At 66.4% G+C, this 20,467-nt stretch carries 21 protein-coding genes and 1 pseudogene; 14 read left to right on the top strand and 8 right to left on the bottom strand.

Translation table 11 applies throughout. The features are described 5' to 3' along the window. Window positions 1-11: 11 nt before the first annotated feature. From OCU_RS47155 to OCU_RS47140, 4 genes are all read right to left on the bottom strand, one after another. A complete protein-coding gene (locus OCU_RS47155) occupies window positions 12-464 on the bottom strand; it encodes a DUF5078 domain-containing protein (RefSeq protein ID WP_008261284.1) in 453 nt (150 codons plus the stop codon). 79 nt (window positions 465-543) lie between these two features. Further along, window positions 544-1,455 (bottom strand): crotonase/enoyl-CoA hydratase family protein, encoded by a 912-nt coding sequence (locus OCU_RS47150; RefSeq protein WP_008261283.1) that lies wholly within the window; start codon window positions 1,453-1,455, stop codon window positions 544-546. A 7-nt stretch (window positions 1,456-1,462) separates the two neighbouring features. After that, window positions 1,463-1,774 carry a hypothetical protein gene (locus tag OCU_RS47145; RefSeq protein ID WP_009953520.1) on the bottom strand — a complete coding sequence of 104 codons (312 nt, stop codon included), beginning with the start codon at window positions 1,772-1,774 and terminating at the stop codon, window positions 1,463-1,465. A 10-nt stretch (window positions 1,775-1,784) separates the two neighbouring features. Continuing rightward, entirely contained in the window at window positions 1,785-3,965 is a 2,181-nt protein-coding gene (locus OCU_RS47140; protein WP_036459815.1) for a prolyl oligopeptidase family serine peptidase, read from the bottom strand. A gap of 65 nt (window positions 3,966-4,030) precedes the next feature. Between OCU_RS47140 and exaC the strand changes: the two genes are divergently transcribed. The 6 genes from exaC (at window position 4,031) to OCU_RS47110 (ending at window position 8,789) form a co-directional block, all read left to right on the top strand. Further along, window positions 4,031-5,554, top strand: coding sequence for an acetaldehyde dehydrogenase ExaC (gene exaC / locus OCU_RS47135; protein WP_008261276.1), 1,524 nt, complete (start codon window positions 4,031-4,033; stop codon window positions 5,552-5,554). A gap of 28 nt (window positions 5,555-5,582) precedes the next feature. Further along, entirely contained in the window at window positions 5,583-6,089 is a 507-nt protein-coding gene (locus OCU_RS47130; protein WP_044059248.1) for a DUF779 domain-containing protein, read from the top strand. A gap of 19 nt (window positions 6,090-6,108) precedes the next feature. Continuing rightward, entirely contained in the window at window positions 6,109-6,387 is a 279-nt protein-coding gene (locus OCU_RS47125) for a putative holin (RefSeq protein ID WP_026071173.1), read from the top strand. Further along, window positions 6,380-6,958 carry a hypothetical protein gene (locus OCU_RS47120; protein WP_009953523.1) on the top strand — a complete coding sequence of 193 codons (579 nt, stop codon included), beginning with the start codon at window positions 6,380-6,382 and terminating at the stop codon, window positions 6,956-6,958. The genes OCU_RS47125 and OCU_RS47120 overlap by 8 nt, the downstream gene beginning before the upstream one ends. A 144-nt stretch (window positions 6,959-7,102) precedes the next feature. Further along, window positions 7,103-8,500, top strand: a complete 1,398-nt coding sequence (gene lpdA / locus OCU_RS47115; RefSeq protein ID WP_009953525.1) for a dihydrolipoyl dehydrogenase — start codon at window positions 7,103-7,105, stop codon at window positions 8,498-8,500. Between the two features lie 7 nt (window positions 8,501-8,507). After that, on the top strand, window positions 8,508-8,789 hold the full coding sequence (locus OCU_RS47110; protein ID WP_014381243.1) for a hypothetical protein: 282 nt from the start codon (window positions 8,508-8,510) through the stop codon (window positions 8,787-8,789). Here OCU_RS47110 and OCU_RS47105 read toward each other — a convergent pair. Both OCU_RS47105 and ramB read right to left on the bottom strand, forming a co-directional pair. After that, on the bottom strand, window positions 8,784-9,344 hold the full coding sequence (locus tag OCU_RS47105) for a carboxymuconolactone decarboxylase family protein (RefSeq protein ID WP_014381242.1): 561 nt from the start codon (window positions 9,342-9,344) through the stop codon (window positions 8,784-8,786). The genes OCU_RS47110 and OCU_RS47105 overlap by 6 nt on opposite strands. Then, the gene (gene ramB, locus OCU_RS47100) at window positions 9,341-10,756 is read right to left on the bottom strand and encodes an acetate metabolism transcriptional regulator RamB (protein ID WP_014381241.1); all 1,416 of its coding nucleotides are present in this window, start codon (window positions 10,754-10,756) and stop codon (window positions 9,341-9,343) included. Before ramB ends, OCU_RS47105 begins: the two co-directional genes overlap by 4 nt. A gap of 158 nt (window positions 10,757-10,914) precedes the next feature. Here ramB and OCU_RS47095 point away from each other — a divergent pair, with 158 nt between their 5' ends. The 4 genes from OCU_RS47095 to OCU_RS47080 all read left to right on the top strand — a co-directional run bounded on the left by OCU_RS47095 (window position 10,915) and on the right by OCU_RS47080 (window position 15,396). Continuing rightward, a complete protein-coding gene (locus OCU_RS47095; RefSeq protein ID WP_014381240.1) occupies window positions 10,915-11,712 on the top strand; it encodes an acyl-[acyl-carrier-protein] thioesterase in 798 nt (265 codons plus the stop codon). Window positions 11,713-11,980: 268 nt separating this feature from the next. Next, window positions 11,981-13,267: an isocitrate lyase gene (gene aceA, locus OCU_RS47090; RefSeq protein ID WP_014381239.1), complete on the top strand. Its 1,287-nt coding sequence runs from the start codon at window positions 11,981-11,983 to the stop codon at window positions 13,265-13,267. A gap of 305 nt (window positions 13,268-13,572) precedes the next feature. Next, window positions 13,573-14,436, top strand: a complete 864-nt coding sequence (locus tag OCU_RS47085; RefSeq protein WP_014381237.1) for a 3-hydroxybutyryl-CoA dehydrogenase — start codon at window positions 13,573-13,575, stop codon at window positions 14,434-14,436. A gap of 99 nt (window positions 14,437-14,535) precedes the next feature. Next, window positions 14,536-15,396 (top strand): cyclopropane mycolic acid synthase family methyltransferase, encoded by an 861-nt coding sequence (locus OCU_RS47080; protein WP_009953526.1) that lies wholly within the window; start codon window positions 14,536-14,538, stop codon window positions 15,394-15,396. Window positions 15,397-15,456: 60 nt separating this feature from the next. On the opposite strand, the gene pcaA is transcribed toward OCU_RS47080, so the two are convergent. Together pcaA and OCU_RS47070 are read right to left on the bottom strand one after the other, a co-directional pair. Next, complete coding sequence (gene pcaA, locus OCU_RS47075) at window positions 15,457-16,323, bottom strand: cyclopropane mycolic acid synthase PcaA (RefSeq protein WP_036459758.1); 867 nt, start codon at window positions 16,321-16,323, stop codon at window positions 15,457-15,459. 181 nt (window positions 16,324-16,504) lie between these two features. Next, window positions 16,505-17,191 (bottom strand): TetR/AcrR family transcriptional regulator, encoded by a 687-nt coding sequence (locus OCU_RS47070; RefSeq protein ID WP_026071174.1) that lies wholly within the window; start codon window positions 17,189-17,191, stop codon window positions 16,505-16,507. A gap of 177 nt (window positions 17,192-17,368) precedes the next feature. Between OCU_RS47070 and OCU_RS47065 the strand changes: the two genes are divergently transcribed. The 4 genes and pseudogenes from OCU_RS47065 (at window position 17,369) to OCU_RS47050 (ending at window position 20,465) form a co-directional block, all read left to right on the top strand. After that, a complete protein-coding gene (locus OCU_RS47065) occupies window positions 17,369-18,751 on the top strand; it encodes a DUF445 domain-containing protein (protein ID WP_085976460.1) in 1,383 nt (460 codons plus the stop codon). 82 nt (window positions 18,752-18,833) lie between these two features. After that, window positions 18,834-19,272, top strand: a pseudogene (locus tag OCU_RS47060) (helix-turn-helix domain-containing protein). 189 nt (window positions 19,273-19,461) lie between these two features. Continuing rightward, window positions 19,462-20,079: a heparin-binding hemagglutinin HbhA gene (gene hbhA / locus OCU_RS47055; protein WP_008261246.1), complete on the top strand. Its 618-nt coding sequence runs from the start codon at window positions 19,462-19,464 to the stop codon at window positions 20,077-20,079. Window positions 20,080-20,177: 98 nt separating this feature from the next. Then, on the top strand, window positions 20,178-20,465 hold the full coding sequence (locus OCU_RS47050) for a DUF2516 family protein (protein WP_008261234.1): 288 nt from the start codon (window positions 20,178-20,180) through the stop codon (window positions 20,463-20,465). Window positions 20,466-20,467 lie beyond the last annotated feature (2 nt).

The following is a 20,467-nucleotide window of genomic DNA, read 5'->3' as shown; positions in this document are numbered from 1 at the left end:
TGCCGTGAGGATTACGACCAGTTCCACACCGACATGTCGCCGGGCGGGTAGGTGTTGCAGATGTCGGTGGCCTTGGCGACCACGCCCTTGTTGTTCCAGAAGATCTTCATGTGGTTGGGCCAGGCCAACCACAGCGGATCGGCCTGTGGCGCATAGAAGTTCTCGGAGTAGTTCCGGCGGTCGGCCGGCGACAACGCATAGAACCAGTGGGCCTTGTCGATGGCGGCCTGGTTCACGTTGGGGTGGTTGTTGAAGTCGATCATGTAGCGCTGGTAGTACACCGGGCTGGTGTCCCGGGTTGCCGCCAGGATCTGCTCGGCATCACATGTGGTGTTGATCATCCGGCGGGGGATCGGGAAGTCCTCCGTGGAGTCGGCTACCGCGGTCGACGGGAAGATCGCAGCGGTAACACCCAGAGCAAGGAACACAGCGCCTGCACGCAGGCCGGTACTCAGCCGAGACATAGCAGTTACGGTAGCACTTTTTGGCCGGACGCGGATATTTCCCAGCTGACTGCCAGGGGATCTCTAGCCTGTCTCAGTATCAGTCCCGATCAGGGACGATGACGTGTGACGGGTCCGGCCGCAGCTCCGGCGGGGCCTGGCTGTAGTCCCCGAACGGGCCGTCGCGACGCTCGACGGCGGCGCGCACGCCCTCGTCCTCCGCGATCTTGATGAAGCCCAGGGCGTCGGGCGTATTGCGCATCAGGCCGTCGAGGATGCCGCCCAGCGTCTGGGTGGAGGCCAGGCCCATGTTCTCGTAGGCCTGGTTGACGATCAGCTTTTGCGCCTGCAACTGCGACAAGGGGATCTGCGCCAGTTCGGCCGCGATCTCGGCCACCCGCGCTTCGAGGCGCTCGAAGGGCACCGCCTCGTTGATCAGCTCGATCTCCGCGGCCTGCACGCCGGTCAGGGGACGCCCGGTCAGCGAGTGCCACTTCACCTTGGCCAGGCTCAGCCGGTAGAGCCACATCCCGGTCAGGTACGCGCCCCACATCCTGCTGTAGGGGGTGCCGATCACGGCGTCCTCGCTGGCGATGACGAGATCGGCGCACAGCGCGTAGTCGCTGGCACCGCCCACGCACCAGCCGTGCACCTGGGCGATCACCGGTTTGGACGCCCGCCAGATGGCCATGAACTTTTGCGTCGGCCCGGTCTCGCGGGCGCTGACCATCGCGAAGTCCTTGCCGGGATCCCACTTCCCGTCGCTCATCATGGACTCGCCCCAGTGCTGGAAACCGCCGCCGAAGTCGTAGCCGCCGGAGAACGCCCGGCCCGCCCCGCGCAGCACGATGACCTTGACGGCCGGGTCGCGCTCGGCCAGGCCGACCGCGGCCTCGATCTCGTCGGGCATGGGCGGCACGATCGTGTTCAGCTGTTCGGGCCGGTTCAGCGTGATGGTGGCCACGGGGCCGGCCGTGCGGTAGAGCAGGGTCTGGAAGTCGCTGCTTGGCATGGCGTCCTTAGGGGTCGGGCTGCCGGTTTTCCGGTGACGAGGCGTAGATCCGCCCGGCGATCTTCAGATACGGCGTGGTGAGGTAGGCCGAGAAGGCGACGATGGCCGAAAAGATCGCCGCCACGACGACTCCGTTGGGCCACGGCTGGCCGGTCCCGACCGCGAAGCAGGCGATGCCGATGATCGCGGTCGCCCAGTAGAACCGCCGGCCCGCGCGACGGTCGTTGATGAAGCGGTACCGTGCCTGGGCCGCCGACGCCAGGATGAAGATCAGCCCGGTCGCCAACAGGGTGAGTTCGATGCGCTGCGCCGCTGACACGTCGTCGATCCTATGACTGCGTGCGCCCGCCCAGCATCTGCCATAGGAACGAGTAGGTCAGCGCCGACTTGAAGGCGACCTGCTCGTTGTCGGCCGCACCGGCGTGGCCGCCCTCGATGTTCTCGTAGTAGAACACCGGGTGGCCGGCGGCCTCGAGGGCCGCGGTCATCTTGCGGGCGTGCCCCGGATGCACCCGGTCGTCGCGGGTGGACGTGGTCATCAGCACCGGCGGGTACCGGCGCGTCGCCGAAATGTTTTGGTAGGGCGAGTATTCGGCGATGAATTTCCAATCGTCGGGGTTGTCCGGGTCACCGTACTCGGCCACCCACGACGCGCCGGCCAGCAGCAGGTGGTAGCGCTTCATGTCCAGCAGCGGGACGCTGCACACCAGCGCGCCGAATTTTTCCGGGTACTGGGTCAGCATGATGCCCATCAGCAGGCCGCCGTTGCTGCCGCCCTGCGCGCCGAGCTGCTCGACGCGTGTGATGCCGCGGTCCACCAAATCGGTTGCCACGGCGGCGAAGTCCTCGGCGACCTTGTGCCGGCCCTCACGTATCGCCTGGGTGTGCCACTCGGGACCGTATTCGCCGCCGCCGCGGATGTTGGCCAACACGTACGTGCCGCCGCGGGCCAGCCACAGCCGCCCCAGCACGCCGCTGTAACCGGGCGTGTTCGACGATTCGAATCCGCCGTAGCCGTAGAGCAGGGTGGGCGCCGGTCCGTCGGACGCCGGGCCGGCGGGCCGGACCACGAAGTAGGGGATCGGCGTGCCGTCCTTCGACTTCACGAAGTTCTGTGTCACGGAGATGTTTTCGGCATCGAAGAACGCCGGGGCGGACTTGAGCTGTTCGAGGGCCCCGTCGTCGGTGCCCCGCATCAGCCGGGACGGTGTGTCGAATCCACTGGAATCCAGGAAGAACTCGTCGCCGGTGTCGTCGGCGGAGACGACGACGGTGTTGGTGGCGGCCGGGATCCCGGCCACGGGTTCGCGGCGCCAGGATGCCCGTGACGATCGCAAGCGCGGCGGAGCCGGGCGCAGCGGGTCGTCACCCGATGCCCGTGACGATCGCAAGCGCGGCGGAGCCGGGCGCAGCGGGTCGTCACCCGATGGCCGTGACGGCGTGACGATCTCGACGCGACTGGCCACGTCCACCAGCGAGACGATCACCAGCCGGTCGCGGGTCCACGCGTAGTGGTTGAGCGCCGTGTGTTCGTCGGGTTCGAAGACCACCTGCAATTGCGCTGTGCCGGCGAGGAATTCCTCGTAGTCGGCGGCCAGCAGCGACCCGGCGCCATAGGTGGTGCCGCCGAAGAACCAATCGCTGCGCAGCTCGACCAGCAGCCATTCGCGGTGCAGGCTCACGCTGGCGTCGGTGGGGGTATCGATGCGGATGAGCTCCGGGCCGCGCAGCTCGTAGAGTTCTTCGTTCCAGAAGTCCAGCGCCCGCCCGATCAGGGTGCGCTCGTACCCGGGGATCCGGCTGGCGCTGGCCGCCACGTTCACGTCGGAACGGGCGCCCTCGAAGACGGTCTCGGCCTCGGCCAGGGGTGTGCCCCGGCGCCACCGCTTGACCACCCGCGGGTAGCCCGAATCGGTGAGCGTGTCGGGCCCGAAGTCGGTGCCGACCAGGACGGTGTCGGGGTCTTCCCAGCTGACCTGCGACTTGGCTTCCGGAAGTTCGAATCCGTCGGTGACGAATTCCCTTGTCAGCATGTCGAATTCGCGCACGATCGAGGCGTCCGAGCCGCCGCGGGAGAGGCTGACCAGCGCGCGGGTGTACTCGGGGTAGATGACGGCGGCGCCGGCCCACACCCATTTCTCGCCGTCGGCCCGGCCCAGTTCGTCGACGTCGATCAGCACGTCCCACTCGGGGGTATCGGTGCGGTAGCTGTCCAGCGTGGTGCGCCGCCACAGCCCGCGGGGGTTGGCCGCGTCACGCCAGAAGTTGTAGAGGTACTCGCCGCGGCGCACCACGTAGGGGATGCGGGCGTCGGTGTCGAGCACCTCGAGCGCCTCGGTGCGCATCCGCTCGAAATCGGTGTCGCGGAAGCGCGCCAGCGTCGGCTCGTTGCGCGCCCGCACCCAATCCAGCGCCTCGTCGCCGGTGACGTCCTCGAGCCAGAGGTAGGGGTCTTCGCTGTCCTGAGGGTCGGTGCGCGCGTGCGGCGTCGTGGAAGCGTTGGAAGCCATGGAAGCCATTGTGGCCACGGCGGTACTGTGAGGTGTATTACACAGCCGAACGAGGAGTGAGAGCAGTGACCGTTTTCGCACGTCCAGGTGCCGCCGGGGCGTTGATGTCGTATGAGTCTCGCTACGAGAACTTCATCGGGGGGCAGTGGGTTCCGCCGGCGCGGGGGCGCTACTTCGAGAACCCGACACCGGTCACCGGCCAGACGTTCTGCGAGGTGGCCCGTTCGGATGAGGCCGACGTCGACAAGGCGCTCGACGCCGCCCACGCGGCCGCGCCGGCGTGGGGTAAGACGGCGCCGGCCGAGCGCGCCGCGATCCTGAACAAGATCGCCGACCGCATCGACGAACACACCGCCGCGCTGGCGGTGGCCGAGGTCTGGGACAACGGCAAGCCGATCCGCGAGGCGCTGGCCGCCGACATCCCCTTGGCGGCCGACCACTTCCGGTACTTCGCCGCGGCGCTGCGCGCCCAGGAGGGCTCGCTGAGCCAGATCGACGACGACACCGTCGCCTACCACTTCCACGAGCCGCTCGGCGTGGTCGGGCAGATCATCCCGTGGAACTTCCCCATCCTGATGGGCGCCTGGAAGCTGGCGCCCGCGTTGGCCGCCGGCAACGCGGTGGTGCTCAAACCCGCTGAGCAGACGCCGGTTTCGGTGCTCTACCTGATGTCGCTGATCGGCGACCTGCTGCCGCCCGGGGTGATCAACGTCGTCAGCGGGTTCGGCGCCGAGGCCGGTAAGCCGCTGGCATCGAGCAACCGGATCGCCAAGATCGCGTTCACCGGCGAGACCACCACGGGGCGACTGATCATGCAGTACGCGTCGCAGAACCTGATCCCGGTCACCCTCGAACTCGGGGGCAAGAGCCCCAACATCTTCTTCTCCGATGTGATGGCCAAGGCCGACGACTATCAGGACAAGGCGCTGGAGGGCTTCACGATGTTCGCCCTCAACCAGGGCGAGGTGTGCACCTGCCCGTCGCGCAGCCTGGTCCAGGCCGACATCTACGACGAGTTCCTGGAGCTGGCCGCGATCCGCACCAAGGCGGTCCGGCAGGGCGACCCGCTGGACTCCGAGACCATGCTGGGGTCGCAGGCGTCCAACGACCAGCTGGAAAAGGTGTTGTCCTACATCGAAATCGGCAAGGACGAGGGCGCCAAGGTGATCACCGGAGGCGAACGCGCCGAGCTCGGCGGCGACCTGTCCGGCGGCTTCTACATGCAGCCCACCATCCTGGGCGGCGACAACTCGATGCGGGTCTTCCAGGAGGAGATCTTCGGGCCGGTGGTGGCGGTGACGTCGTTCTCCGATTACGACGACGCGATGTCGATCGCCAACGACACCCTCTACGGCCTGGGGGCGGGGGTGTGGAGCCGCGACGGCAACACCGCCTACCGGGCCGGGCGCGACATCCAGGCCGGCCGGGTGTGGGTGAACTGCTACCACGTCTATCCCGCCCACGCGGCGTTCGGCGGCTACAAGCAGTCCGGCATCGGCCGGGAGAACCACAAGATGATGCTGGACCACTATCAGCAGACCAAGAACATGCTGGTGTCCTACTCCGAGAAGGCGCAAGGGTTCTTCTGACGCGCCGGCGACGATGCAGAGCGAAGCGATGAGGGGGAGCGGCGCCAAGGGTCTCGCGCCCGCCGGAGTGGCCATCACCGCCCCGGCCGCCGAGGTGCTGACGCGGCTGCAGGCGGCGCACGGCCCGGTGATGTTCCACCAGTCCGGCGGCTGCTGCGACGGCTCGTCGCCGATGTGCTACCCGCTCGGCGACTTCCTGGTCGGCGATCGCGACGTCCTGCTCGGCGTGCTCGACGTCGGACCCGACGGGGTGCCGGTGTGGATTTCGGGCCCGCAGTACGCGGCCCACTATCGCGACAAGCACACCCAGTTGGTGATCGACGTGGTGCCCGGCCGCGGCGGCGGGTTCAGCCTGGAGGCACCCGACGGCGTCCGGTTCCTGTCCCGCGGCCGCGTCTTCACCGCCGAAGAACAGGCGTCTTTGGCCGGCGCGCCGGTCATCACGGGCGCCGGTTACGAGCGGGGTGAACGGCCCGCGACACGCGGTCCGGTGGTGGCCGGCGCGGGCGCGCAGACATGCCCTGCGCCTCGGTGACCGCAGTACAGTCGAGAAAGTGATTCCCCTGCCCCGTCCCTGGTTACTGGCCGGCGCCATGCTGATCGGAAGCGCGGTCGGGGCCCTGGCGTGCGTGGCGTACACCGTCGTGGTCCACGCCAGCGTCCGCCCGGACATCGCGATCGCGTCGGTGGTCGGCATCCCCAGCGTCGTCGGACTGACGATGATCCTGTTCTCCGGGCGCCGCTGGGTCACCGCGCTGGGCGCGTTCATCCTGGCGGCGGCGCCGGGCTGGTTCGGTGTGCTCGTCGCGTTGCGGGTGACCGCCGGTGCCTGACGACAAGGACGCCGCGAGCCCCGGGACCGAGGCCTTCGTGCCGGACTTCTCCGACGATGAACGCGAGACCGAGGACACCGGGACGCAGTCCTGGGTCCCCGATTTCGACGACGACTCCGACTCCGACTCCGAGATCGCGGACACCGGCGAGCGGCCGGCGGCCACCGAGCCCGAACCCGGCGAGCCCGAACCGGAGGTCGCCGCCGGATCCGCCGTCCCGGTGCAGTCGGTCACCGTCCCCGGTCGCTACTTCTACGTCAAGTGGTGGAAGTTGGCCCTGATGCTGCTGGGCGTGTGGGCCGCCGCGGCCGTGGTCGGGCTGGGTTTGTTCTCGTGGTGGTACGGCTCGATCGACAAGACCCCGGCGCTGTTCGCGGTGCTGGTCTACGTGGCGGTGTGCGTGGTCGGCGGCGTGATGCTCGCGATGGTGCACGGCAGGCCGCTGGTTTCCGCGCTGTCGGTGGCGCTGATGTCGGGGCCGTTCGCCGCCGTGGCCGGCGCGGCACCCCTGTACGGCTACTACTACTGCGAGCGAGTGGGCCACTGCCTGGTCGGCGTCATTCCGTATTGACATGATTCCGAGGCGCCCCGCGAGTGTGGAGGTGAGGGACGAATTTCCGGCGTTTCCGGTACGTAGCGCCCACGCTCGGCGCGTTGGAAGCGGCGCGACTCACGGCGTTGTCCGCTGCGAGCCGGCGCCCACTAGGGTGGGCACGTGACTTCTCACTATGACGTAGTCGTCCTCGGGGCCGGCCCCGGCGGATATGTCGCGGCCATTCGCGCCGCACAACTCGGCCTTTCCACCGCGGTCGTCGAGCCGAAGTACTGGGGCGGGGTTTGCCTCAACGTCGGATGCATTCCGTCCAAGGCGCTGCTGCGCAACGCCGAACTCGCGCACATCTTCACCAAAGAGGCCAAGACCTTTGGCATCAGCGGAGAGGCGACCTTCGACTACGGCGTCGCCTTCGACCGCAGCCGCAAGGTGGCAGACGGCCGCGTCGCGGGCGTGCACTTCCTGATGAAGAAGAACAAGATCACCGAGATCCACGGCTACGGCCGGTTCACCGACGCGAACACCATCTCGGTCGAACTCAACGACGGCGGGACCGAGACGGTCACGTTCGACAACGCCATCATCGCCACCGGCAGCAGCACCCGGCTGGTTCCGGGCACCTCGCTGTCGGCCAACGTGGTCACCTACGAGGAACTGATCCTGTCCCGCGAGCTGCCTGAGTCGATCATCATCGCCGGTTGCGGAGCGATCGGCATGGAGTTCGGCTACGTGCTGCGCAACTACGGGGTCGACGTGACCGTCGTGGAGTTCTTGGCGCGCGCGCTGCCCAACGAGGACGCCGAGGTGTCCAAGGAGGTTGAGAGGCAGTTCAAGAAGCTGGGCGTCAAAATCCTCACCGGCACCAAGGTCGAGTCGATCTCCGACAACGGTGCCGAGGTGACGGTGGCCGTCAGCAAGGACGGCAACACCCAGGAGCTCAAGGCCGCGAAAGTGTTGCAGGCCATCGGTTTTGCGCCCAACGTCGAGGGCTACGGCCTCGAGGCCGCCGGGGTCGCGCTGACCGACCGCAAGGCCATCGGCATCACCGACTACATGCGCACCAACATCGAGCACATCTACGCCATTGGCGATGTCACCGGGAAGCTGCAGCTCGCCCACGTCGCCGAGGCCCAGGGCGTCGTGGCGGCCGAAACTATCGCCGGCGCAGAGACTTTGGCGCTCGGTGACTACCGGATGATGCCGCGCGCGACCTTCTGCCAGCCTCAGGTGGCCAGCTTCGGCCTCACCGAGGAGCAGGCCCGCGAGGAAGGCCACGACGTGGTGGTGGCGAAGTTCCCGTTCACCGCGAACGGCAAGGCCCACGGTGTCGGCGACCCGAGCGGGTTCGTCAAGTTGATCGCCGACTCGAAATACGGTGAGCTGCTGGGCGGTCACCTGGTGGGGCACGATGTCTCGGAGCTGCTCCCGGAGCTGACGCTGGCGCAGAAGTGGGATCTGACCGCCACCGAGCTGGCCCGCAACGTGCACACCCACCCGACCATGTCGGAGGCGCTGCAGGAATGCTTCCACGGCCTGACCGGACACATGATCAATTTCTGAGCCGCGCATGATTCGCACCGTCACGCCCCAGACGATCGCGGGCTCCGTCGCCGGCCTGGCGACCGGTTATGTCGTGTGGCTGCTCGGCATTTCGACCGGGGACAACGCGACGGCGGGCCAGTGGGGTCCGCTGGTCTTGCTGGCCTCGGTGGTGCTGGGAATCGGCGCCGCGATCTGGGGTGCCTGGCAGCGACGACGCGGGAAGCTGGGCTGGGCGGCGTTCGCCTTCGGCCTGCCGGTACTTCCCGTGGTCCTGACGCTGGCCATTTTGGCCGACGTCTACCTATAGCTGCTGCGGGTTGTCCAGCGGAATCTCGAGCGTGGCCATCGTCGCGGCCAGCCCGTCGTATTGGCTTGCCAGCAAGCAGAATTCGATCAGCTGCCGCCGGTCCAGGTGAGTCGCCAGCTCGCGCCAGGTGGCGTCGGTGACGGTGCGGTCGTTGACGAACTCGTCGGTCGCCGCCAGCAGCGCCTGCTGACGCACGGTCAGGCGCCCCTCGACCGGGTCCAGCCGTTCCGGCCACGCGAAGATCGCGGCCTGCATGCCGGCGTCGAGCCCGGCCTTGCGCGCCATCCGGCGATGGTGCTGCAGTTCGTATTCGCACGCCCGTAGGTGTCCGACCCGCAGGATCACCAGCTCGGTGTCGATGGTCGGCAGCTTCCCGCGCAGCAGCCGGCCCCCGTAGGCCAGCCAGGTCCAAAACAGCAACTGGCGCTGGCCCAGGGTGGTGAACAGGTGCATCTCCGGTGCGCGCACGGTGCGCGCGCCCAGCTTCGCGATCACCCAATTGATCGGTCCCAGTTGGCGGAATCGCCCCGGCGGGATGCGGCCGTCGGGACTCACGGTTGCGTCACCAGGTACGGGGACACCGTGCTGCGATGCTCGTCGAGATCGAGCGCGCGCCCGAGCGCCGGGAAGGCGCGCTGCGGACAGTTGTCGCGCTCACAGACCCGGCATCCCGCGCCGATCGGTGTGGAGATTTCCCCCGACAAGTCGAGTCCTTCCGAGTAGACGAGCCGGTGCGCGTGGCGAAGCTCGCACCCCAGGCCGATCGCGAAGGTCTTACCGGGCTGACCATACCGGGCCGCGCGTCGTTCCACGGTGCGGGCCACCCACATGTAGTTGCGGCCGTCGGGCATCTGCGCGATCTGGACCAGGATCTTGCCCGGGTTGGCGAAGGTTTCGTAGACGTTCCACAGCGGGCAGGTGCCGCCGCTGGAGGAGAAATGAAAACCGGTGGCGGACTGGCGTTTTGACATGTTGCCGGCGCGGTCGACCCGGACGAAGGAGAACGGCACCCCGCGCATCGACGGGCGCTGCATCGTCGAGAGCCGGTGCGCGATGGTCTCGTAGCTGATCGAGTAGAAGGAAGACAACCGTTCGACGTCGTAGCGGAAATTCTCTGCGACGTCGTGGAATTGGCGGTAGGGGAGCACGGCGGCCGCGGCGAAGTAGTTGGCCAGACCGAGCCGGGCCAGCGTATGCGACTCGTCGCTGGTGAACTTGCCCTGCGCGACCAGGTCATCGATCAGATCCCCGAACTCGAGGTAGGCCAGTTCGGCGGCCATCTTGAACACCTGCTGCCCCAGCGAGAGGTGATTGCTGATCTCCAGTGTCTTGGTGGCGGGGTCGTAGCGGTGCAGCACGGTGTCGCCGAGATCGATGCGGCGGTTGATGTGCACCCCGTGCACCTCGGTGAGCCGGCGCGTCAACTCCCGGGCCAGATCGCCGTGGTGCAACCGCATCTTGATGGTGAGCTCCTCGGCGGCGGTGTCCAGCTCGTGCAGGTAGTTCTGCCGTCGGTAGAAGTAGTCGCGCACCTCCTCGTGCGGCATGGTGATCGATCCGCTGCCGCTGCCGTCGGAGAACCGCTCCTCGGTGGCGGCCGCCAGCTGCGCGGTGGTGATCCGGTAACGGCGGTGCAGGTTGACCACCGCCCGCGCCAACCCGGGATGAGCGCTGACCATTTCGGCGACCTCGGTCGGGTCGACGTCGATGTCGAGGTCGCGGTCCAGGGTGACCTCGCGCAGCTCGGCGACCAGCCGGGTGTCGTCCTGTGAGGAGAAGAACGTGGCGTCCACCCCGAACACCTCGGTGATGCGCAGCAGCACGGCCACCGTCAGGGGGCGAACGTCGTGCTCGATCTGGTTGAGGTAGCTCGGGGAGATTTCCAGCATCTGAGCCAGCGCGGCCTGGGAAAACCCGCGCTCGTTGCGCAGCTGGCGGACCCGCGAGCCGACGAACGTCTTGGACACCTCACCGAGGTTACCGGCCTTGCGAAGCTTTGGTTCGCAGAGTTGGCAGCGGGTCTCGCGCGTCGCGATTGGTGTTCGATGGCCCTCGTTGGCATTATTCGACCGGGGCCTCGGGCCTTAATTTGGGGTAACCGCGAGGAGGAAACGGGGAGCGCACCGTGAGCCTGGATAAACAACTGATGCCGGTGCCCGACGGTCACCCGGACGTTTTCGACCGCCAGTGGCCGTTGCGGGTCGGGGATATCGATTGCACGGGCCGGCTGCGACTGGACGCCGCGTGCCGGCACATCCAGGACATCGGCCAGGACCAGCTACGCGAGATGGGTTTCGAGGAGACCCATCCGCTGTGGATCGTCCGGCGCACCATGATCGACCTGATCCGACCGGTCGAATTCAGCGACATGCTGCGGATGCGCAGATGGTGCTCGGGCACCTCCAATCGCTGGTGCGAGATGCGGGTCCGCATCGACGGCAAGCGCAAGGGCGGGCTCATCGAGTCCGAGGCCTTCTGGATAAACATCAACCGGGAGACCCAGATGCCCTCGCGCATCGCCGACGACTTCCTGGCGGGCCTGCACAAGACCACGTCGGTCGACCGGCTGCGATGGAAGTCCTATCTGAAGCCGGGCAGCCGGGACGACGCGGTCGAGATCCACGAGTTTCCCGTCCGGGTCACCGACATCGACCTGTTCGACCACATGAACAACTCGGTGTACTGGAGCGTGGTCGAGGACTACCTGGCCTCGCACACCGAGCTGATGCAGGCGCCGTTGCGCATCACGATCGAGCACGAGGCGCCGGTGGCGCTGGGGGACAAGCTGGAGATCATCTCGCACATCCACCCCGCCGGATCGACCGAGCAATTCGGTCCCGACCTGGCCGATCGCACTGTTACAACGCTCACATACGCCGTCGGCGACGAGACGAAAGCCGTCGCGTCGATCTTTGCTAGGTAACAGGACAAGCGTCCCGGTTAAATTGCCCTCTGACCTGCGGCTTTGGGGTTACTGACGGGTAGCTTCTGAAACGGTCAAGCAAGTTAGCAACTTAACAAGATTCGCAAATTCGCCCGTTCCCGTTGCTGAAATTGGCAATTGAAACGGGTGGACCGGCCCCCCTGAGCTGTGCCATCTTCGAGTTAGCACACCAGTGAAGTTGAGCCGCTAGCTACCGCCGGTGAGGCGTTCAGCAACCCAGTAGTGAAGATCGTGAAGGAGCATGCCCATGTCTGTCGTTGGCACCCCCAAGAGCGCCGAACAGATTCAGAAGGACTGGGACACCAACCCGCGGTGGAAGGACGTCACCCGCACCTACAGCGCCAAGGACGTCGCCGCCCTGCAGGGCACCGTCGTTGAGGAGGCCACCCTGGCCCGCCGCGGCGCCGAGGTGCTGTGGGAGCAGCTCCACGACCTCGAGTACATCAACGCGCTCGGCGCGCTGACCGGGAACATGGCCGTCCAGCAGGTGCGCGCCGGCCTCAAGGCCATCTACCTGTCCGGGTGGCAGGTCGCCGGGGACGCGAACCTGTCCGGGCACACCTACCCCGACCAGAGCCTCTACCCGGCCAACTCGGTGCCCCAGGTGGTCCGCCGGATCAACAACGCGCTGCTGCGCGCCGACGAGATCGCCAAGGTCGAGGGCGACACCTCGGTGAAGAACTGGCTGGCCCCCATCGTCGCCGACGGTGAGGCCGGTTTCGGTGGCGCGCTCAACGTCTACGAGCTGCAGAAGGCCATGATCGCGGCCGGTGTGGCGGGCTCGCACTGGGAGGACCAGCTGGCTTCGGAGAAGAAGTGTGGTCACCTGGGCGGCAAGGTGCTGATCCCGACACAGCAGCACATCCGCACCCTGACCTCGGCCCGGCTGGCGGCCGACGTGTGCGACGTGCCGACCGTCGTCATCGCCCGGACCGACGCCGAGGCGGCCACGCTGATCACCTCCGACGTCGACGAGCGCGACCAGCCGTTCATCACCGGTGAGCGCACCAAGGAGGGCTTCTACCGGGTCCGCAACGGCCTGGAGCCCTGCATCGCCCGGGCCAAGGCGTACGCGCCGTACTCCGACCTGATCTGGATGGAGACCGGCACTCCGGACCTCGAGCTCGCCGCGAAGTTCGCCGAGGGCGTCAAGTCCGAGTTCCCCGACCAGATGCTGGCCTACAACTGCTCGCCGTCGTTCAACTGGAAGAAGCACCTTGACGACTCCACCATCGCGAAGTTCCAAAAGGAGCTCGGCGCAATGGGATTCAAGTTCCAGTTCATCACCCTGGCCGGCTTCCACGCCCTGAACTACTCGATGTTCGACCTGGCCTACGGCTACGCCCGCAACCAGATGAGCGCCTACGTCGAGCTGCAGGAGCGCGAGTTCGCCGCCGAGGAGCGTGGCTACACCGCCACCAAGCACCAGCGTGAGGTGGGTGCCGGTTACTTCGACCGCATCGCCACCACGGTCGACCCGAGCTCGTCGACCACCGCGCTGACCGGCTCCACCGAAGAGGGGCAGTTTCACTGAGCCCGAGCGGCGCAGGCCGCGAGGACGAAGTGAAACCGACGGCTTGAGTCACTGAGCCCGAGCGGCGCAGGCCGCGAGGACGAAGTGAAACCGACGGCTTGAGTCACTGAGCCCGAGCGGCGCATGCCGTAAGCGCGCCGAGCGTGCATCGGTGGCGAGAATTCGGCCGAACTTTCGCCCTGAGTACACGCTCGTCGCACCGAAAATGAGATGAAGTAGCGTAGGCCCCGCCCAGGCCAACCCTGGGCGGGGCCTATTGCGGTGCAAGACGATACGGTCACCGCAGAGAACCGGAGAGAATTGAAGTGAGTGACGCAGCGATTCAGCGAGTAGGCGTGGTCGGGGCCGGCCAGATGGGATCCGGCATCGCCGAGGTCTCGGTCCGCGCCGACGTCGACGTGACGGTGTTCGAGACCACCGAGGCCCTCATCGCGGCGGGACGCAACCGCATCGTCAAGTCGCTGGAGCGCGGCGTCAGCGCGGGCAAGGTCACCGAGCGCGAACGTGACCGCGCGCTGAGCAAGCTCACCTTCACCACGGACCTGAACGACCTCGCCGACCGCCAACTGGTCATCGAGGCGATCATCGAGGACGACGCCGTCAAGGCGCAGGTCTTCGCCGAACTCGACCGGGTGATCACCGATCCCGACGCGGTGCTGGCGTCCAACACCTCCAGCATCCCGATCATGAAGATCGCCGCGGCCACCAAGAACCCGCAACGCGTGCTGGGTCTGCACTTCTTCAACCCGGTGCCGGTGTTGCCGCTGGTCGAGTTGGTCAGCACGCTGGTCACCGACGAGGCCGCCGCCGCGCGCACCGAGGAGTTCGCGAGCGCGGTCCTGGGCAAGCAGGTAGTGCGCTGCTCGGACCGGTCCGGCTTCGTGGTGAACGCGTTGCTGGTGCCCTACCTGCTCTCGGCGATCCGCATGGTGGAGGCCGGATTTGCCACGGTCGAGGATGTGGACAAGGCTGTGGTGGCCGGGCTGTCGCACCCGATGGGCCCGCTGCGCCTGTCCGACCTGGTCGGCCTGGACACCTTGAAGTTGATCGCGGACAAGATGTTCGAGGAGTTCAAGGAGCCGCAGTACGGGCCACCGCCGCTGCTGCTGCGCATGGTGGAGGCCGGCCGGCTCGGCAAGAAGACCGGCCAGGGCTTCTACAAGTACTGACCACTCGCGGGTGACATACCGCGGGGCGCATGACACGCTGGCCGCTATGCCGTCGGCTAGTATGCGTGCGTTTAATACGACGAAAGGTATGTACCGCGGATGACGAGGCTTGAGCCGTATTACGAGGAGTCGCAGTCCATCTACGACGTCTCGGACGAATTCTTCGCATTGTTTCTCGACCCGACGATGGCCTACACGTGCGCCTATTTCGAGCGCGACGACATGACCCTCGAAGAGGCCCAGATTGCGAAATTCGACCTGGCGCTGGGAAAGCTGAACCTCGAGCCGGGGATGACCCTGCTGGACATCGGCTGCGGCTGGGGCGGCGCGCTCAAACGGGCCGTCGAGCGCTACGACGTCAACGTCATCGGAATCACGCTGAGCCGCAACCAATTCGAGTACAGCAAGAAGATGCTGGCCGGATTGCCGACGGACCGTAACATCGAAGTGCGCCTGCAGGGCTGGGAAGAGTTCGAGGACAAGGTCGACCGGATCGTGACGATCGGCGCCTTCGAGGCCTTCAAGATGGAGCGCTATCCCGCATTTTTCGATCTCGCCTATGACATCCTTCCCGACGACGGCCGGATGCTTTTGCACACCATTCTGATGTATCAGTGGCAGGAATATCCCGCTCTCGGCGTCACATTGACGATGAGCGATATCCGGTTCGCGCGATTCATCGGCCAGGAGATTTTCCCGGGTGGCCAACTGCCGGCGCAGGAGGACATTTTCAAGTTCGGCGAGGCCGCCGGATTCTCGGTCGAGCGGGTGCAGTTGCTGCAGGAGCATTACGCGCGGACCCTCAACATCTGGGCGGCGAATCTGGAAGCCAATAAGGAAAAGGCGATCGCCGTCCAATCCCAAGAGGTCTACGACAAGTACATGCACTATCTGACCGGGTGCGAGAATTTCTTCCGCAAGGGCATCAGCAACGTGGGGCAATTCACGTTGGTCAAATAGCCCAGTCGAGTCAGCCCCGAACGGTGATCCGTTCGGGGCTGATTGTTTCCGTGGAGCGGGTTACTTCTTCTCCATCGTGAACTGGTTGACGTCGGTGTATCCATCCCGGAACAGCTCGGCGCAGCCGGTCAGGTACTTCATGTACCGGTCGTAGACCTCTTGGGACTGGATGGCGAGGGCCTCCTCGCGGTTGGCTTCGAGCGCCTCCGCCCACAGGTCCAGCGTCCTCGCGTAGTGCAGCCGCAGCGACTGGACGCGGGTGAGCTCGAAGCCCACCGTGACCCCGTACTCGCCGACGGTCTGGGGCGTCGGAAGCCAGCCACCCGGGAAGATCTCGGCCAGGATGAATTTCGAGAACTCGACGATCTCGTGGGTCAGGCTCAGGCCCTTGGCCCGGGCGTCCTTGAACGACGGCCGAACGATGGTGTGCAACAACATGATTCCGCCGGGCGGAAGCGCGTTGTAGGCCATCTTGAAGAAGCGCCCGTAGCGCTGGCGGCCGAAGTGCTCGAACGCGCCGATCGAGACGATGCGGTCCACCGGTTCGTGGAACTTCTCCCAGCCCTCCAGCAGCACCCGGCGGGTGCGGATGGTGTCCATCTGGTCGAAGGATTTCTGCACGTGCTCGGCCTGATTCTCCGACAGCGTCAGGCCCACGACGTTGACGTCGTAGCGCTCGATGGCTCGCCGCATGGTGGCGCCCCAGCCGCAGCCGATGTCCAGCAGCGTCATTCCCGGCTCGAGCTTGAGTTTCCCCAGCGCCAAATCGATCTTGGCGAGCTGCGCCTGTTCCAGGGTCATGTCGTCGCGCTCGAAGTAGGCGCAGCTGTAGGTCTGGGTGGGGTCCAGGAACAGCCGGAAGAAGTCGTCAGACAAGTCGTAATGGGCTTGCACGTTTCCGAAATGCGGCGTGAGCTGCACAGACATGTCGACACGAGCCTTTCTTTTCGCGGAGGGGCAGGGGCGCACAGCCGAACAAGAACCCCGCTATGTCCCCCGACGCTTCCTGCATGCTAATCCCTGAGGCAGGTGAAGTCGTCCTACCCAGGGGTTGCGTCCCAGCCTCACATGAGACCGACAGGATTCCAAAAGCGCCGGCCGGGCCGTCTCAGCCGGCGGCCGCGTCGTCGTCGTCCCGGGGCGGGACGATCGGCGACGGGTGCGGCTCCTCGCGGAATTTCTCCAGCGACCCGCCGACCTCGACGATCCCCTTCAGCGCGTTCCAGCTCAGCATCGTCAGGTAGTCGATCAACTCGTCGCGAGTCATCCGCGGATAGGACATCCAGGAGTGGGTGGCCAGCTGCACGCCGCCGACGATCAGGTACGCCCACGGCTCCGCGCCCCCGGTGTCCATGCCCGCCTGTTGCATGCGCCGGCGCATCAGCACCGCGAGCATGCGGGCGATGATCCGCTCGGAGTCGGCGATGACCTTGCTCTTGCTGGCGGAACTGTTGGCCATCACGAAGCGATAGGGCTCGGGTTCGTTCGCGACCGTTTCGACGTATACCCGGATGACCTCGCGGGTCAGGTCGAAGCCGTCGAGGTTAGACGTCAGCGCCGCAGCCATATTCGGGATCAGCGTGGTCTGGGTGAACCGCATCATCACGGCGGTGGTGAGGTCGTTCTTGTCGACGAAATAGCGGTAGAGCACCGTCTTCGAAACGCCGATCTCGGCGGCGATCTCGTCCATGCTCAGGGCGCCGCCGAGGCGGCGAATCGCGTCGATCGTGCCGTCAACGAGTTCGTTACGACGCTCCACCTTGTGCTGATGCCAGCGCCGCTTGCGCCCATCCATTTTGACGCGCACAACCGTGATTTGTTCTGTCACTGTCGCCGAGTTCCCATTCCCTAGACGCCCTCGATACTACGGCGTGGACAGGTCGGTTTGTGGCGCTGGCCGGGCATGTAGCGGCGTTTGAGGGGCTCGGCAACCAGTGTCGTCACACCAATCGCCGGGAACATAGATGATGAAGTGGTGGCACACAGAGCCTCGGTGCGAGGCGACGCATCCGGCCCGCCGACGGCGAGGCCGAGTTCGGCGACGCCGTTGACGGCCGCGGGCCGGGGACGCACCTCGTTGGCCGAGTCCTTCGCGGGCGCCGATCGTGAGGCTGACGCGCAGCGACGGGTGGCGCTGCGCCGGATGAAGATGGTCGCGCTGAGCTTTTTGATCGGTGCCACCGGCGTGTTCCTCGCCTGCCGGTGGGCCCAGGCGCATGCCGGCGCGGGCGTCTGGGTGGGTTATGTCGGTGCCGCCGCGGAGGCCGGGATGGTGGGCGCCCTGGCGGACTGGTTCGCCGTGACCGCGCTGTTCAGGCACCCGCTGGGCATACCGATCCCGCACACCGCGATCATCAAACGCAAGAAAGACCAGCTGGGCGAGGGCCTGGGCGCGTTCGTGCGGGAGAACTTCCTGTCGCCGGAGGTCGTGGAAACCAAGCTGCGCGACGCCGAGGTGTCCGGCCGGCTCGGGAAATGGCTGTCGGAGGCCGCGCACGCCGAGCGGGTGGCGAGCGAGACGGCCACGGTGCTGCGGGTGCTCGTCGAGCTGCTGCGCGACGAGGACGTCCAGCAGGTGATCGACCGGATGATCGTGCGCCGCATCGCCGAGCCGCAATGGGGACCGCCCGTCGGCCGGGTGCTGGCGACGCTGCTGGCCGAGAACCGACAGGAGGCGCTGATCCAGTTGCTGGCCGACCGGGCCTTCCAGTGGTCGCTGAACGCCGGCGAGGTCATCCAGCGGGTGGTCGAGCGCGACTCGCCGACCTGGTCGCCGCGGTTCGTCGACCATCTGGTCGGCGATCGCATCCACCGCGAGCTGATGGACTTCACCGACAAGGTGCGCCGCAACCCCGACCACGAGCTGCGCCGGTCGGCGACCCGCTTCCTGTTCGAATTCGCCGACGACCTGCAGCACGACCCGGACACCATCGCGCGGGCCGACGCCATCAAAGAGCAGCTCATGGCGCGCGACGAGATCGCCAACGCCGCCGCGACCGCGTGGACGACGCTCAAACGCCTGGTGCTCGAGGGCGTGGACGACCCGTCCAGCACGCTGCGCACGCGGATCGCCGACACGGTCGTGCGCATCGGGGAGTCGCTGCGCGACGACGTCGACCTGCGGGACAAGGTCGACAACTGGCTCGTGCGGGCGGCCCAGCACCTGGTCTCGCAATATGGGGTGGAGATCACAGCGATCATCACCGACACCATCGAACGCTGGGATGCCGAGGAGGCCAGCCGGCGCATCGAACTCCACGTGGGCCGTGACCTGCAATTCATCAGGATCAACGGAACGGTGGTCGGCTCGTTGGCCGGCTTGGTGATCTACGCCGTCGCGCAGCTGCTTTTCTAGTAGTGCTAACAAGTGCTTGCAATAGCAAGCACTTGTTGTACCCTGGTGGCGTCAAGATCAACCGCCCGACCCAGGAGCACGCATGGCACCCGAGGAGAAGCTCTCCGCCAAGGTGTCCAACGCTGCCTCCGACATGGCCTCCGACATCGGCAGCTTCATCCGCAGCCAGCGTGAACTCGCGCAGGTTTCGGTGCGGCAACTCGCCGAGAAGTCCGGGGTCAGCAATCCATATTTGAGCCAGGTGGAGCGTGGATTGCGCAAACCCTCCGCCGACGTCCTGAACCAGATCGCGAAGGCCCTGCGGGTTTCCGCCGAGGTTCTCTATGTGCGCGCCGGGATTCTCGAGCCCACCGACAAGAGTCAGGTGCGGGACGCGATCGTCACCGACACTGCGATCACCGAGCGCCAAAAGCAGATCTTGCTCGACATCTACGCATCGTTCACCCAACAAAACGAATCCACCGATGAGGAGTGTTCGACCCAATCCGACACCGAGTGAACAGTCGCTCTCGGGTCGGTGATGTATAGACGACCGGCCGCCGGGGTTACCCCACAGGGAGGGATTTATTGATTCCAGCTCACGTGCTGGGCGAACTACCCCGGGTTCTGGCGGTCCCAGTTGCGAAGGAGACGTTTGCACCTAACTTCCCGACCAGACACCTGACAACGGAAAACACCAAATGCCAAACCACACCATGAAAGGAAAAACCATGGCGGAAAACTCGAACATCGAAGACTTGCGGGCTCCTTTGCTCGCGGCCCTGGGCGCGGCCGACCTGGCCCTGGCCACGGTTAACGACCTGATCGCCAGCCTGCGCGAGCGCGCCGAAGAGACCCGCGTCGAAACCCGCACCCGGGTGGAAGAGCGCCGCGCGCGCCTGACCAAGCTGCAGGAGGACCTGCCCGAGCAGTTCACCGAGCTGCGCGACCGGTTCACCGCCGACGAGCTGCGCAAGGCCGCCGAGGGCTACCTGGAGGCGGCGACCAGCCGGTACAACGAGCTCGTCGAGCGCGGCGAGGCGGCCCTGCAGCGGCTGCGCAGCCAGACGGCGTTCGAGGACGCCTCCGCGCGTGCGGAGGGCTACGTCGACCAGGCCGTCGAGCTGACCCAGGAGGCGTTGGGCACCGTCGCGTCGCAGACCCGCGCGGTCGGCGAGCGCGCCGCGAAGCTGGTCGGCATCGAGCTGCCCGGCAAGACCGAAGCGACCGCCAAGAAGGCCCAGAAGGCCGTCGGCAAGGCGCCCGCGAAGAAGGCGCCCGCCAAGAAGGCTCCGGCCAAGAAGGCTCCCGCCAAGAAGGCGGCGGCCAAGAAGGTCACCCAGAAGTAGTACGACGCTCACACGACGCTCACACGACGTTCGGCTCCGAGTCGCCCCCGGGTGACTCGGAGTCGACGTTTTGGAGGGTGCCCGCCTACGCTTGAGGCGTGAACCACCTCGTGGGTACCGTCATGCTGGTTTTGCAGATCGCCGTCTTGGTCACGGCGATCTACGCATTCGTGCATGCCGCGCTGCAGCGACCCGACGCCTACACCGCCGCCGACAAGCTGACCAAGCCCGTGTGGTTGCTGATTCTGGCCGGGGCCGTGGCCCTGACATCCATCCTGGGCTTCGTCTTCGGGGTGCTGGGCATGGCGATCGCGGCCTGCGCGGCCGGCGTGTACCTGGTCGACGTGCGGCCCAAACTCCTGGAAATTCAGGGCAAGTCGCGCTAGCG

The organism is Mycobacterium intracellulare ATCC 13950 (assembly GCF_000277125.1).
GTDB classification, from domain to species: domain Bacteria; phylum Actinomycetota; class Actinomycetes; order Mycobacteriales; family Mycobacteriaceae; genus Mycobacterium; species Mycobacterium intracellulare.
Note: the sequence above shows the minus strand (reverse complement) of the source record. Positions and strands in the feature narration are given on the sequence as shown.

Bases quoted from the DNA above. Each gene is read 5' to 3' on its own strand.
- OCU_RS47155 (WP_008261284.1), bottom strand. From the start codon at position 464: ATGTCTCGGCTGAGTACCGGCCTGCGTGCAGGCGCTGTGTTCCTTGCT.
- OCU_RS47150 (WP_008261283.1), bottom strand. From the start codon at position 1,455: ATGCCAAGCAGCGACTTCCAGACCCTGCTCTACCGCACGGCCGGCCCC.
- OCU_RS47140 (WP_036459815.1), bottom strand. From the start codon at position 3,965: ATGGCTTCCAACGCTTCCACGACGCCGCACGCGCGCACCGACCCTCAG.
- OCU_RS47130 (WP_044059248.1), top strand. From the start codon at position 5,583: ATGAGGGGGAGCGGCGCCAAGGGTCTCGCGCCCGCCGGAGTGGCCATC.
- OCU_RS47110 (WP_014381243.1), top strand. From the start codon at position 8,508: ATGATTCGCACCGTCACGCCCCAGACGATCGCGGGCTCCGTCGCCGGC.
- aceA (WP_014381239.1), top strand. From the start codon at position 11,981: ATGTCTGTCGTTGGCACCCCCAAGAGCGCCGAACAGATTCAGAAGGAC.
- OCU_RS47080 (WP_009953526.1), top strand. From the start codon at position 14,536: ATGACGAGGCTTGAGCCGTATTACGAGGAGTCGCAGTCCATCTACGAC.
- pcaA (WP_036459758.1), bottom strand. From the start codon at position 16,323: ATGTCTGTGCAGCTCACGCCGCATTTCGGAAACGTGCAAGCCCATTAC.
- OCU_RS47070 (WP_026071174.1), bottom strand. From the start codon at position 17,191: ATGGATGGGCGCAAGCGGCGCTGGCATCAGCACAAGGTGGAGCGTCGT.
- hbhA (WP_008261246.1), top strand. From the start codon at position 19,462: ATGGCGGAAAACTCGAACATCGAAGACTTGCGGGCTCCTTTGCTCGCG.